Source organism: Corynebacterium sp. (assembly GCF_022712195.1).
Taxonomy (GTDB): Bacteria; Actinomycetota; Actinomycetes; order Mycobacteriales; family Mycobacteriaceae; genus Corynebacterium.
In genome coordinates this window covers 1-12,784 of record NZ_JALAGY010000039.1, presented here as the reverse complement: position 1 = coordinate 12,784, position 12,784 = coordinate 1, and the positions used below count along the sequence as shown (strand labels likewise).

The following is a 12,784-nucleotide window of genomic DNA, read 5'->3' as shown; positions in this document are numbered from 1 at the left end:
TGAGCGAACTAAGTGCACGGAACGCCCCACGACGTGGCACGGGTGCATGTTCCATGCTGGTTGGTGGACGCCTCGATGGCCGTCCTGGTCGCGGTGGTGCTTGTCAGTGTCGTCGCGTTGTCGCGGGTGGGGACCGACCACCGTCCGGATCCGGGGGCGTACCTGCTCGTCACGGTGTTCGGAGCCGTGCTCCTCGTCCGGCGCAGGTTCCCGCTGGCGGTCCTGTGGCTTAGCGTCCTGGGGACATTCGCCTACTACTCGTTCGAGTATCCGCCGATCGGGGTGGCTCTCCCGGTCGCAGCTGCTCTGTTCTCGACTGCGGAACGTGGTCTCACACCGTGGGCGGTGGCTGGAGGGGCTCTGGTGTTCGCCGTCTCGTTGGCCTTCCGGTTACGGGACGACCCGCAGCCCGTCGGATACCTGATCGGAACGGAGTCGGTGTCGACGCTGGCACTGATTGCCGCGGCGGTGTCTCTCGGGCACGGCATCCGTGCACGCCGGCTGTACGGGGCGCAGCAGGAGAAGATCAACCATCTCAACAAGGTGGTGGAACGTGAACACATCTCCCGCGAGCTCCACGACACGGTCGGCCACGGGCTCTCGGTGATCTCCCTGCAGGCGGGTGTTGCCCGCGATGCACTCGGTGACGGGAACACTGTGGCGGCCCACGCCGTCGACATGGTCAGCAAGCAGACTTCTGCGACCCTGACCGAACTGCGGACGATGCTACGTCTGCTGCGTTCGGACCCGGACGACACCTTCCGTGGCGTCCATTCGCTCTCGGATGTCGATGTTCTCGCCGATCAGGCTCGGGCAAGTGGGCTCGAGGTCAGGATGAAGATCGATGTCGCGGTCGACGAGCTCTCCCCGGCGGTGGATGCGACGGCGTACCGGGTAATCCAGGAATCACTCACGAACGTCCTGCGCCATGCCGGTGCATCGTCGGTGGACATCACTGCCAGTGTGCGGTCTGCGGTGTTGACGGTCACCGTCGCCGACGACGGGCAGGGGGCGTCCGGCGCTCCGGCGGACGCCGACCGTTTCGGACTGACCGGGATGAGAGAGCGTGTGGGTATCCTCGGAGGCCGTCTGTACACAGGGAACGACCGTGGTTTCACCGTCACCGCGACGATGCCGGCGAGGTTGGGGTCATGATCCGTATTGCGCTCGTGGATGACCAGGAACTGGTCCGTACCGGCCTGCGTACTCTGTCTCAGCACGACGGTGACATCGAGGTCGTCGCCGAGGCATCAGACGGTCAGGGCGGACTCGGCGTCGTCCGGCGGTACCGACCGGACGTCGTCCTGATGGACATCCGAATGCCGAGGATGGACGGGATCGCAGCTACGGCGCAGATCACCCAGGACCCTTCTCTGGAAGGGACCCGGGTGATTGTCCTGACGACGTTCGACGATGACGACGATATCGCCGCGGCGATACGGGCCGGAGCAGCCGGCTACCTACTGAAGGATGTTGCGCCGGCAGAACTGCGGGATGCCGTCCGCGTGGTCGCGGAAGGGGAGTCGTTGTTGTCCCCGTCGGTGACCACCAAGGTACTGGAGAGATTCGCCGCATACTCTGAAGCGTGCGTTCGGCCGGAGCTGCTGGACGGGCTGACCGACCGTGAACGGGACGTCCTGTCCAGGGTCGGCCTCGGTGAATCGAATGCTGAGATCGGTGCGAGCCTCTACATCAGTCCGGCGACGGCGCGGACCTACGTCAGCAGACTGCTGTCCAAACTGCACGCCCGCGATCGTTCGCAACTCGTGGTCCTGGCCTATGAATCGGGCCTCATCGAGCCGGGGTCGGACGCAGGCCGTTGAACGCAGAGAGGCCGCCGTCCGCGGGGACGGCGGCCTCTGAGGGGGGTGGATCCGTACCGTGGGGCCAGCGGGGCTTGAACCCGCGACCAGCGGATTATGAGTCCGCGGCTCTAACCAACTGAGCTATAGCCCCGTGTCGACATTTAAGCACACGGCCCTTGGTCACGTGGGCAGGTCCCCCATGATCTCCCCGGCACGTTCACCGGGGGTCACCTGGGGGCTCCGGTGGTGGGCAGGAAGCCTTGTATCTGCAGGTGGTGGCCATGATTTGATCCTTTGTGTCGACCTCTGTAAAGTTCCATTCCGTTGCAGGGGAGAGCGCATCCCCGGCCGCAGTATTCCTCCATAGCTCAATGGCAGAGCATTCGACTGTTAATCGAAGGGTTGCTGGTTCGAGTCCAGCTGGAGGAGCAGAACGCAACCGCCGACCACACCGTGGTCGGCGGTTTTTCGGTGCACGGGGAGAATTGACCCTGTCCCCGCGCCGTGCGCTGTGCATATACTGGATCTCCCGCTGAAGGAGCGCCCGCCATGCCTGTGCGAACCGTCCACACGAACACCGACGACTCGACCATCGAGATCGTCGCCGACTACCCGGTCGCCGCCCGGAGGCTCTGGAACGCCTACGCCGACCCGAACCAGCTCGAACGCTTCTGGGGGCCACCGACGTACCCCGCGAGGTTCACCCGCCACGACGTCGCTGTCGGCGGGCGGTCGAACTACGTGATGACGGGCCCGGACGGTGACCGGTCCGCAGGGTACTGGACCTTCAGCCAGGTCGACGCCCCGGCGTCGTTCACGGTGCGGGACGGGTTCGCCGACGAGTCAGGCGATCCGAATCCTGCGACCCCCGAGATGACCATGACCTTCCGGTTCGACGACACCGACCGCGGGTCGAGGATGACGATGGTCACCTCCTTCGACAGTGAGGAACAGATGCGGTCCATGCTGGAGATGGGCATGGACCAGGGGATGGAGGCCGCGTTGGGGCAACTTGACGGTGTGCTCGAGGAACCGGACCCTGCCGCCGCCGGCACCGGGACGAAGCTGACGATTCTCGGCAGCACCCTCGTGAGGATCAACCGGGTCCTCCCCGGAACGGTCCGCCAGGTCTGGGATGCCCACCACGACGCCGATGTCCTGCGCCGTTGGCAGCTGGGTCCGGAAGGTTGGTCGATGCCGGTCTGTGAGACGTCCACGACCGTCGGCGAAAGCTACCGCTCCGTGTGGGCCAGGGACGGGGCGGACGGGGCAGACGGAGGTGACGACACCGGCGCTGAGGGGGCCGAGTCCTTCGGATTCACCGGCACGGTGCTGGAGGTGGAGGAGCCCTACCGTATGGTCACGACCGAGATGATGACCGACGGTCGGGGTACACCTGTCGACGACGGCCCGGTGACCCGCAATGAACTGACCTTGTCCCCGGTGGCGGACGGAACCCTGCTGACCCTGGTGATCACGTATCCGGGGGAGGCCGTCCGCGACATGATCCTGGGGACCGGGATGGTGGACGGCATGGAGGCGAGCTACGCCAGGCTCGATCAGCTCCTGGGCTGAAGCGCGTCCCACAGCCGGTCGTTGAAACCGTCCCACCGTTCCTTCGCCCACGGACCGAAGTCCCGGTCGGTGAGCACCACTGCGGCGTTGCCGGTGGGACGGTGGAACCACAGGAACGTGCCGGACTGGCCGAAGTGTCCGGCGGTGTCCGGTGGCATGGTCTGACCCATCCAGTGGGGGGACTTGCCGTCGTGTATCTCGGCTCCGAGCCCCCAGGGACAGGGGTTCTGGCGCCCGTAGCCGGGGACGATACCGTCGAGGTCGCCGTTCTGGATGGAAAGGGCGTCCACCCAGGTCTGTTCCGACAGTAGAGTCGGGGTCAGGAACTCGGCGGCCAGTGCCGTCATGGCGGAGAGTGTGGCGCTGAATCCGTGGCCGGCGGACCCGGAGAGGTCGATGTCGTCCGTCGACAGGCCCAGGGGCTCGCACACCGCGGCACGCGTGTACCCGGCGAAGGGGATGCCTGTGGCGGAGACCAGGTCGGCGAGGATCTCGTAGCCTGCGGAGGAGTAGATCCGGCGCGTCCCGGCAGGCTTCTCGCGCACGCGTGACTGCATCCCCACACCGGAGGCGTGGCTGAGCAGTTCGCGGACGGTGGCGTCCGGGGGTCCCTCCACGTTGGTGGCGTACTCCTCGTTGATCTCGGCCACGGTGTCTCCGAGGGAGAACGCGCCTTCCTCGGTGGCGATGAGGACACTGTGGGCCGTGACCAGTTTACTGACGCTGGCCAGGGGGAAGAGCCGCCCGGTGTCGCCGTGTGCCGTCACCGTGGTCCCGTGGAGCGCCGCCGCCGCCACCGTGTCGACGGGCCAGGCGGCGGTCTCGGCGAGGACGTCCTTCACCTGCACGGGGTCAGGCGCCCTCGGTGCGTGCGGGGGACCGGGACTCGACGAACCGCACGATGTCGGCGACGGTGCGGGTGGCGTCGAGGTCCTCCTCCTCGACACGCACCCCGAAGGCGTCCTCGATGCGGATGGCGATGTCGATCCGAGAGACCGAGTCGATGTGGAGGTCGTCGGTCAGGTCGCTGTCGGCGGCGATCTCCTCGACGTCGACCCCCGTGGCGTCCTCGATGATCATCGAGATTCGCGACAGCGGGTCGACCGACCCGTTGCGGGCGTTGCGGGAGGGACGCGTTCCCTGGGACGCCCCGTCCTCGGCGGTGACGGGGTCACCACCGAGTTTTTCGGCGAGCTTGTCTCGGGCATCCGGTGAGATCTCCACGGACATCGACCTTTCTGGGTTCTGTGGTCCCTTTACTGTCGGGGACCACATTAGCAACAGGACTCCCGGCGGCCGGTGCTACGCCTTCGTCGGGTCCGTCAGGTTCAGCTCCTCGGCGGCGTCGTTGACGTCGTCCCAGCTGAACTTGCCTTCGCGGGCCAGGGCGGACAGCACCGCCACCACGATGGACTCGGCGTCGGAGTTGAAGAACCGGCGCGCGGCTGCCCGGGTGTCGGCGAAGCCGAAACCGTCGCAGCCCAGGGTCGAGTAGTCGCCGGGGACGTAGGCACGGATCTGCTCCGGGAGGTCCGTGGCGAAGTCGGAGACCCCGATGAACGGGCCGGTCGCCCGGTCAAGCACCTGGGTGACGTAGGGGGTCGGCGTCTCGGCCGAGGGGTGTCGCAGCGCCTCGCGGGACAGGGCGGCACCTTCCCGGGCCAGTTCGGTCCAGGAGGTGACCGAGTACAGCGAGACGTTGACGTCGTAGTTCTCGCGCAGCATCTCCTTGGCCCGGATGGCCTCGGTGACTCCGACGCCGGAGGCCAGGATGTTGGCCTGCAGGTCGGATTCCGGGGCCGGGCCGGCGTCACCGGTGGAGTTCGCGCCGGTGCCGATCAGGCGGTCGGCGGGGGAGTAGAGGTAGATGCCCTTGAGCAGTCCCTCGACGTCCAGGTTCTCCGGCACGGCCGGCTGGTGGACCGGCTCGTTGTAGGCGGTGAGGTAGTAGATGACGTTCTCGCCACGGTTGTCCTCGCCGGAGCCCTCCCCGTACATGCGCTGGATGCCGTCGCGCAGGATGTAGGCGATCTCGTAGCCGAAGGCGGGGTCCCAGGCGACGACGGCCGGGTTGGTGGCGGCGAGCAGCAGCGAGTGGCCGTCCATGTGCTGCAGGCCCTCACCGGTCAGGGTGGTGCGGCCGGCGGTCGCGCCGATGAGGAACCCGCGGGCCATCTGGTCGGCGGCGGCCCAGATGCCGTCACCGGTGCGCTGGAAGCCGAACATGGCGTAGAAGATGTACAGCGGGATCATCGGCTCGCCGTGGGTGGCGTAGGAGGTGGCCGCGGCGGTGAAGGAAGCCACGGACCCCGCCTCGTTGATGCCCTCGTGCAGGATCTGCCCGGTGGTGGACTCCTTGTAGGAGAGCATCAGGTCGGCGTCGACCGGGGTGTAGTTCTGCCCGTGGTTGTTGTAGATCTTCAGCGTGGGGAACCAGGCGTCCATGCCGAAGGTGCGGGCCTCGTCCGGGATGATCGGGACGAGACGCTTCTTGATCTCCGGGTCACGCATCAGGTCCTTGAGGGCGCGGACCAGGGCCATGGTCGTGGCGACCTCCTGGTTCCCGGACCCCTTCAGCACGCTCTTGGCGATGTCCTTGACCTCGGGCACCTTCAGCGGGGTGTAGGAGCTGCGCCGTTCGGGGACGGCCCCGCCGAGCTCCCTGCGGCGTTCCAGCATGTACCGCACCTCGGGGGAGTCCGGGCCCGGGTTGAAGTACGGCGGGAGGTAGGGGTCCTTCTCCAGCTCCTCGTCGGAGATCGGGATCTCCTGCTTGTCGCGGAACTGCTTGAGGTCCTCCAACGCCAGCTTCTTCATCTGGTGGGTGGCGTTGCGGCCCTCGAAGTTGTGGCCCAGTCCGTATCCCTTGATGGTGTGGGCCAGGATGACGGTGGGCTGGTCCTTGGTCTCCAGGGCGCGCTTGTAGGCCGCGTAGATCTTGCGGTAGTCGTGCCCGCCGCGACGCAGGGCGAAGATCTCCTCGTCCGTCATGTCCTCGACGAGCTTGGCGGTCTCCGGGTTCTTCTCGAAGAAGTACTTGCGGACGTACGCGCCGTCCTTGGCCTTGAAGGTCTGGTAGTCGCCGTCGGGGGTGGTGTTCATGACGTTGACCAGGTCGCCGTCCTTGTCCTTGGCGAGCAGGTCGTCCCACTCACGCGCCCACACGACCTTGATGACGTTCCAGCCGGCACCGCGGAAGAAGCTCTCGAGCTCCTGGATGATCTTGGTGTTGCCGCGCACCGGGCCGTCGAGACGCTGGAGGTTGCAGTTGACCACGAAGGTCAGGTTGTCCAGGTTGTACAGCGCAGCCTGCTGGATGAGGCCGCGGGATTCCGGCTCGTCCATCTCACCGTCGCCGAGGAACGCCCAGGTGTGCTGGTCGGAGGTGTCCCTGATGCCGCGGTCGTGCAGGTAGCGGTCGAAGCGCGCCTGGTAGATCGCGTTCATCGGGCCGAGGCCCATGGAGACCGTCGGGAACTCCCAGAACTCCGGCATGCCGTGCGGGTGCGGGTAGCTGGGCATCCCCTTGCCGGGCTTGCTCTTCTCCTGGCGGAAGGCGTCCATCTCCTCCTCGGTCAGCCGGCCCTCGAGGAAGGCGCGGGCGTAGACGCCGGGGGAGGCGTGGCCCTGGAAGAAGACGTGGTCGCCGCCGCCGGGGTGGTCCTTGCCGCGGAAGAAGTGGTTGAAGCCGACCTCGTAGAGGGCGGCGGCGGAGGCGTAGGAGGAGATGTGGCCGCCGACTCCGATGCCGGGGCGCTGGGCGCGGTGGACCATCACCGCGGCGTTCCACCGGATCCAGCGACGGTAGCGCTTCTCCATGTCCTCGTCACCGGGGAACTCCGGCTCCATGGTGGTGGGGATGGTGTTGACGTAGTCCGTGGAGAGCAGCGGGGGCATCGGGACGCGCTTGGCGGAGGCGCGTTCCAGCAGGCGCAGCATCAGGTACCGGGCGCGGTCGGGGCCGGCGTTGCCGAGGAGGCCGTCGAGCGAGTCCATCCACTCCCTGGTCTCCTCGGGGTCGGAGTCGCGGAGATAGGACGCGACACCGTCGCGGATGCTGCTGAAGTTGCTGTCCGACGGGTCGGACTGGGGTGACCTGCTGGATGCAGTAGTCATGACGCTCCTCCTGGGTACGGGAATGGACGTGCCCCGCAGTCCAGGTTTACGACTGCGGCGCCTGTCGACGGTCTGTCACTGTCCGATACTACGGAAGACTCCGGCGGGTAATTCCAGCGCGATGACGGTGAAGTGGGCTCGCCGTCTAGCCATGACCAGATACTTCCCCTACTATGCAGGGGAGATCGGTGCCTTGAACTGCGGGTGTCGCGTACGACGCGTCATCCGCGGCCCCGGGGCCCCGGGCGAATGGTGAAATATGCCACTCGGAAGATCTACGCGACGTACCCTCACAGAGGGTGCAACAAGTAATGACACCAGAAATATCAGAGGAAAGGTCAGGGAACCGCAAGTGGGAGACGCCTCCGGCGCAGCAGTGCACGAAGGACAGGACTGGGCAGAGTTGTTGGACGTGACCAACGGCCAGATCGTGCAGGAGCTCGGTTGGGACGAAGACGCTGACAGCTCGATCAGCGAAGGCCTCGAGGAGGTCATCGGTGAAGCTCTTCTGGACGAAGAGACCGATGAGATGGTCGACGTTGTTCTGCTGTGGTGGCGCCACGACGACGGTGACCTCGTCGACGGACTCGTCGACGCGACCAGGAACCTGGGGGACTCCGGCCGGATCTGGCTGCTGACCCCGGCCGCAGGCACCCCGGGGACGGTGGAGCCCGGCGAGATCGCCGAGTCCGCCCAGGTCGCCGGGCTCGTGCAGACGATCTCCACGCGCCTCGGTAACTGGCAGGGGGCCTGTCTGGTACCCGGCGGCACGAAGCGCTAAGGTTCTAGAGGTTCCCGGTGAGCGGTCCTGTCGGGACTGTCGGGGAATGACGCGCATTTAGCTCAGCTGGAAGAGCAGCTGGTTTACACCCAGCAGGTCGGCGGTTCGAACCCGTCAGTGCGCACAATGAACACCCTCTGAACAGCCTTCGCGTTGGTCCTGAGGGTGCTTGTATTCTCTCCGGTCAGCCGATCTACCGTGTAATCTACTGACCTACCGACCGGGGTGGGGCGCTCCGGGGCGGTTCACAGTTCCCCTCGGGTTCCGCTCTCCCACCTGACGGAGCCGACTGGTTTCCCTCCATTGTTGTTCCGGGTTAATAAGCAGAACCGTGACGCCGTAGTTGTAGTTCCCCGTGGGGTCGTGACCTGGCGCTGAGGGAGTCGGACGGCCGATTGTGATGTGAGCTCAGCGGTATTTGCAGTAGTGCGGCAACAGCTCGTACGCTGCCTAGCGGTTCGCTTCGCTGAGATACGGCTTCGCGTAAGCTCACTCACTGATCAGCGTGCGGTGGAATCGCTCGACCTTGCCGTTGATCTGCGGCTGGTGCACTCGGATGGAACCCTTACGTGGCCTTTCTTACTCCAGGGCATCGTTGAACGCGTGCGTGCGGTAGGAGGAGTGGTTGTCAGTCAACACTGCCTTAACCGTCGCCCTCATTGAAGCGAAGCAGTAGCTGGCTCGGGGCCTGAAATTGGCGGTGGTGTCTTTACACTCATTATTCGGGATGCGGCAGGCCCATGGCCGGCTATGTCCCGAAGTGACAACGAGTTTACCTTTGTGTATATATATAAGATATGACGTTCTTCACTATAAGAGCACCGAAGTGGTTCACCGCACTCTCCACGGCAACGGTCATCACCCTCGCAGCGGGCATCACCGGCGCCGCCGCCCAGGGCTCCGACAGCATTCCGGGCATCTCCTGGCCCCCACCCGCCGGCGCGCCCGCCACCACCGACTCCGACCCTTTCTACCTCCCGCCGGACAGCCTGCCCGACACGCCGGGAGAGGTCATCCGCACCCAGGACGCTCCCCAGCTGCTCGACCTGGCCGGCACCGACGGGCCCGGTAGCGCGGAGAAGATCCTGTACACCTCCACCACCGAGGACGGGGACCGGGTCGCGGCCAGCGGAGTCGTACTCAAGGCGTCCGGCACGTGGCACGGCAAAGGGCCCGCCCCCACCCTGGTCTATTCACCCGGCACCCGCGGCTCAGGCGACATCTGTGCACCGTCGAGGAGTTCGTACCAGCTTTTCGGGGTCGACACCGGCAACGGTGCGGTCAACCTCAACTACGAATACCCGTTCCACGCCGCAGCCAGTGCGCTGGGCATGAACGTGGTCGTCGTCGACCTCATCGGACTCGGCACCCCCGGTCAGCACACCTACGTCAACAACCCGGAGCAGGGGCAGGCCACTCTCGACGCCGCCCGGGCCGGGCTGTCGCAGCTCGGCCTGCCGTCGGACTCCCCTGTCGGCTTCTTCGGCTACTCGCAGGGCGGCGGGTCGGCGGCGGCCGCCGCCGAGATGGCGTCGAGCTACGCCCCGGAACTCAACGTCAAGGGGACGTTCGCCGGCGCTCCGCCTGCTGACCTGCTGGAGGTCGTCGACGCTGTCGACCGTCACGCCATCACCGGGGTTCTCGGCTACGCCCTGAACGGAGCCCTGGAGCGGCACCCGGAACTGGCGTCCCTGCAGGACGAGTACTTCAACGACCGCGGCAAAGAATTCCTCGCGGACACCAAGGACCGCTGCATCGGTGACTCTGTCGTCCGCTGGGGGTTGACCGACACCCGCACGATGACAAAGGACGGCCGTTCCTTCGGCGAGATCGCCCGCGACGACGAACGTCTGCGCAGCGTCCTGGAGAGCTACAAACTGGCTTCCGCCTACACCGATCTCAACGCCCCCCTCATGATCGCCAACGGTAAGAACGACGACACCATCCCCTGGGGCCAGGCCCGCGAGACCGCCGCACGGTACTGCGAGGCTGGCGGCACCGTCCAGTTCGTCACCGATCCGCTGCCGTCGATCCTCCCGAAGTCCGCGATCAACCACGCGGTGCCGATGCTCACCAACGCCGGGCCTGCGATGAGCTACATGGTGGACCGCTTCAATGATCGGCCCGCGCCCAGTAACTGCGGGCGGTTCTAGGCAACGTGGTACACAGCGACAGGCTAAGATTCTGGCACCGCAGGTTTGTAAGGATCAACGCCGCCTCGATCGTCATGTTTGTGGAAATAGTGCCGTGCTACCAGGATTCATGGAAGATCCTTCGCCGGGGGCATCGGCACCGCTGTCGTTACGCGTCGCCTGCTCTGAATACAGCGAGACTGGCTCGGACCCAGCATTCTGCCGACCTAGTTCAACCCAGACCAACTGGCCAGGATCCCCTGGGGGCGTAGTCCTGCTCTGCGGTGTCGATAAGGCTGGCGACTGAGGCGACGAGCAGTGCTCGATGATGTCTCAAGCGTTTAGCTGACCAAGATTCCTCCGGGGAGTGGACCTTAAGCGCCGGGGAGGCGTATTGCCACGCTGTTACCTGACCCAACAACAGGGCGAGAACGTCGACTGCCTGTCCGCCGAACCTCTCCGAGAGTGCCGCTATCTTCGGTGCGTACGCAGCGGCCTCATCGGCAGAAGCGTCGGGGCGTTCCAGCCCGGCCCACGAGGTCAACCGAAGAACCTCTGGATGCTCAATCAGGTAATCGAACAGTGCTCCTGCATATCCGGGGAGGTCTTCGACCGTGAACGGGACCGCCTCTGCCATCTCGGTCAGTGATAGCGCCACAATGATGTCGAACAGGGTGTCCTTGGGGCCGAAGTGCACGTAGATCGACCGTTTGTTGACATTGCCCGCTTCGGCGATCCGGTCCACTCGGGCACCCGCCAGGCCATGCTCGGCGAACTCGCTACGAGCGGCTTCTAAGATCCTTCGCTTGGTTTCGGCGGCGTTGGGCGGCATGGCATCCAACCTACCGGTAACCAACTAGTTATTGACAAAAGGATCCGCCCGTGTGACGATGTGGTTTGTAAGTATCCAGATAGTTACCCCAAGGAGTGCGCATGTCCCAGAAGATTCTCATTACCGGCGCCAGCAGTGGATTCGGACGCGGAGCGGCTATCGAGCTCGCCCGTCAAGGCCAGGACGTCATCGCGGCCGCTGAGACATGGCCACAGGTACGAAGCATGCGCGAAGACGCACAAGCTGCCGATGTTGAAATGACTGTCATCAAGCTCAACCTGCGGGACAACATCGATATCTCCCATGCCGCAAGTTTCGACGTGGATGTGCTCGTGCTCAACGCAGGCGTCATGGAAGGTGGAGCCATCGTCGACATCCCACTTCAGCGAGTCCGCGAGTCCTTCGACATCAACGTGTTCGGCCATCTCGAACTGGTACAGGCCATCGCCCCGAAGATGATCGAGCGTCAGCAGGGACGTATCGTGTGGACCTCATCAATGGGTGGCATCCTCGTTGTTCCGTTCCTGGGGGCCTACTGCGCCACCAAGCATGCGATCGAAGCGATCGCCGGTTCGATGAAGGCCGAACTCGAGCCCTTCGGAATCAAGGTCGCCACCGTGAACCCCGGAGTTTTCAACACCGGTTTCAACGACACCGGCGCTGAAAGCTACGTGCAGTGGTACAACCCCGACACCGCGAATATCCCTATGCCTGACTTCAGAGACTCACTGGCGGATCAGGCCGATCCGCAGGAAATGATCGACGCGATGGTCGACACGATCACGTCCGACAACCCTGACTACCGAACCATGCGTCCACAGGAAACCATTGCTGCCGCCAAGCAGTGGCAGGAAACCGAGTGGACCCAGAAAGCCTAATTCTCCGCAGGAGAACGTAAGGAGCAGACCCCATGGCACAACCTACAATCACCCTCGAATCAGCCACACAGGCTATCGCTACAGGCAAGCACAAGGCACAGGAACTAGGACTGAACGCAGTATTCGCCGTCCTCGACGCCGGTGCCAACCTTGTCTCCTTCGAGCGCATGGACCGAGCATGGCTGGCATCCAACGACCTCGCTGTCGCGAAAGCACGGACCTCGGTGATGTTCGAGATGCCGAGCGAAGCGCTAAACGCCCCCGTGCAGTTGGGTGAACCCTACGCGCACTTCGACCACACCAACGGTGGACTACTGCTCATGGGAGGCGGCATGCCCATTACTGATGTGGAGGGGAACCTGCTCGGGGCTCTGGGCGTCTCTGGCGGCACGCCAGACCAGGACGCCGAGATAGCTCGCGCTGCTGTGAGCTGAACTCGGGCAGAGGGATCAGTCTGGCTCTGCGAAGAAGTGTGCTGTGTGACTGGCTCTGCGCTGACAGTGCGAAACCGATAGAGGCCTAGGTGTAGTTCCCCGTGAGGTTGTGAACACGCGCTGAGGGAGTCGAACCTCCGATAGCGGTGTGGGCTCGATGCAGATTGTAGTAGTGCAGAAACTGCTCGTACACCGCCTCACGGTGCGTCTCACTCAGATACGGTCGGGCAT

General features: G+C 64.8%; 11 protein-coding genes, 3 tRNA genes and 1 pseudogene. 9 read left to right on the top strand and 6 right to left on the bottom strand.

Annotated elements, in window-relative coordinates; all coding sequences use genetic code 11:
* Positions 1–33 precede the first annotated feature (33 nt).
* The gene (locus Q0A34_RS05030) at positions 34–1,155 is read left to right on the top strand and encodes a sensor histidine kinase (RefSeq protein ID WP_291478916.1); all 1,122 of its coding nucleotides are present in this window, start codon (positions 34–36) and stop codon (positions 1,153–1,155) included.
* Positions 1,152–1,823 (top strand): response regulator transcription factor, encoded by a 672-nt coding sequence (locus tag Q0A34_RS05025; RefSeq protein ID WP_291478915.1) that lies wholly within the window; start codon positions 1,152–1,154, stop codon positions 1,821–1,823. Before Q0A34_RS05030 ends, Q0A34_RS05025 begins: the two co-directional genes overlap by 4 nt.
* A gap of 59 nt (positions 1,824–1,882) precedes the next feature.
* Here the strand turns inward: Q0A34_RS05025 and Q0A34_RS05020 are convergent.
* Positions 1,883–1,956: transfer RNA gene (locus tag Q0A34_RS05020), tRNA-Ile, on the bottom strand.
* A gap of 206 nt (positions 1,957–2,162) precedes the next feature.
* Here Q0A34_RS05020 and Q0A34_RS05015 point away from each other — a divergent pair.
* Both Q0A34_RS05015 and Q0A34_RS05010 read left to right on the top strand, forming a co-directional pair.
* A tRNA-Asn gene (locus Q0A34_RS05015) sits at positions 2,163–2,234 on the top strand.
* A gap of 120 nt (positions 2,235–2,354) precedes the next feature.
* Positions 2,355–3,380, top strand: coding sequence for an SRPBCC family protein (locus Q0A34_RS05010; RefSeq protein WP_291478914.1), 1,026 nt, complete (start codon positions 2,355–2,357; stop codon positions 3,378–3,380).
* Here Q0A34_RS05010 and Q0A34_RS05005 read toward each other — a convergent pair.
* The 3 genes from Q0A34_RS05005 to aceE form a co-directional block, all read right to left on the bottom strand.
* Positions 3,365–4,228: a serine hydrolase gene (locus tag Q0A34_RS05005; RefSeq protein ID WP_291478913.1), complete on the bottom strand. Its 864-nt coding sequence runs from the start codon at positions 4,226–4,228 to the stop codon at positions 3,365–3,367. The genes Q0A34_RS05010 and Q0A34_RS05005 overlap by 16 nt on opposite strands.
* Before the next feature lie 4 nt (positions 4,229–4,232).
* Positions 4,233–4,604: an acyl carrier protein gene (locus Q0A34_RS05000; RefSeq protein ID WP_291478912.1), complete on the bottom strand. Its 372-nt coding sequence runs from the start codon at positions 4,602–4,604 to the stop codon at positions 4,233–4,235.
* Between the two features lie 78 nt (positions 4,605–4,682).
* Positions 4,683–7,496: a pyruvate dehydrogenase (acetyl-transferring), homodimeric type gene (aceE, locus tag Q0A34_RS04995; RefSeq protein ID WP_291478911.1), complete on the bottom strand. Its 2,814-nt coding sequence runs from the start codon at positions 7,494–7,496 to the stop codon at positions 4,683–4,685.
* 352 nt (positions 7,497–7,848) lie between these two features.
* Between aceE and Q0A34_RS04990 the strand changes: the two genes are divergently transcribed.
* From Q0A34_RS04990 to Q0A34_RS04980, 3 genes are all read left to right on the top strand, one after another.
* Positions 7,849–8,277: a DUF3052 domain-containing protein gene (locus tag Q0A34_RS04990; protein WP_291478910.1), complete on the top strand. Its 429-nt coding sequence runs from the start codon at positions 7,849–7,851 to the stop codon at positions 8,275–8,277.
* Positions 8,278–8,328: 51 nt separating this feature from the next.
* Positions 8,329–8,401 (top strand) — tRNA-Val (locus Q0A34_RS04985).
* 673 nt (positions 8,402–9,074) lie between these two features.
* Complete coding sequence (locus Q0A34_RS04980; RefSeq protein ID WP_291478909.1) at positions 9,075–10,430, top strand: lipase family protein; 1,356 nt, start codon at positions 9,075–9,077, stop codon at positions 10,428–10,430.
* Between the two features lie 211 nt (positions 10,431–10,641).
* Here the strand turns inward: Q0A34_RS04980 and Q0A34_RS04975 are convergent, their stop codons facing one another.
* Positions 10,642–11,241 carry a TetR family transcriptional regulator gene (locus Q0A34_RS04975; protein ID WP_291478908.1) on the bottom strand — a complete coding sequence of 200 codons (600 nt, stop codon included), beginning with the start codon at positions 11,239–11,241 and terminating at the stop codon, positions 10,642–10,644.
* A gap of 101 nt (positions 11,242–11,342) precedes the next feature.
* Between Q0A34_RS04975 and Q0A34_RS04970 the strand changes: the two genes are divergently transcribed.
* Both Q0A34_RS04970 and Q0A34_RS04965 read left to right on the top strand, forming a co-directional pair.
* Positions 11,343–12,119: an SDR family oxidoreductase gene (locus tag Q0A34_RS04970; protein ID WP_291478907.1), complete on the top strand. Its 777-nt coding sequence runs from the start codon at positions 11,343–11,345 to the stop codon at positions 12,117–12,119.
* A gap of 32 nt (positions 12,120–12,151) precedes the next feature.
* Positions 12,152–12,553, top strand: a complete 402-nt coding sequence (locus tag Q0A34_RS04965; RefSeq protein ID WP_291478906.1) for a heme-binding protein — start codon at positions 12,152–12,154, stop codon at positions 12,551–12,553.
* An 85-nt stretch (positions 12,554–12,638) separates the two neighbouring features.
* Here Q0A34_RS04965 and Q0A34_RS04960 read toward each other — a convergent pair.
* A pseudogene (locus Q0A34_RS04960) lies at positions 12,639–12,784 on the bottom strand (IS481 family transposase); the annotation flags it as partial.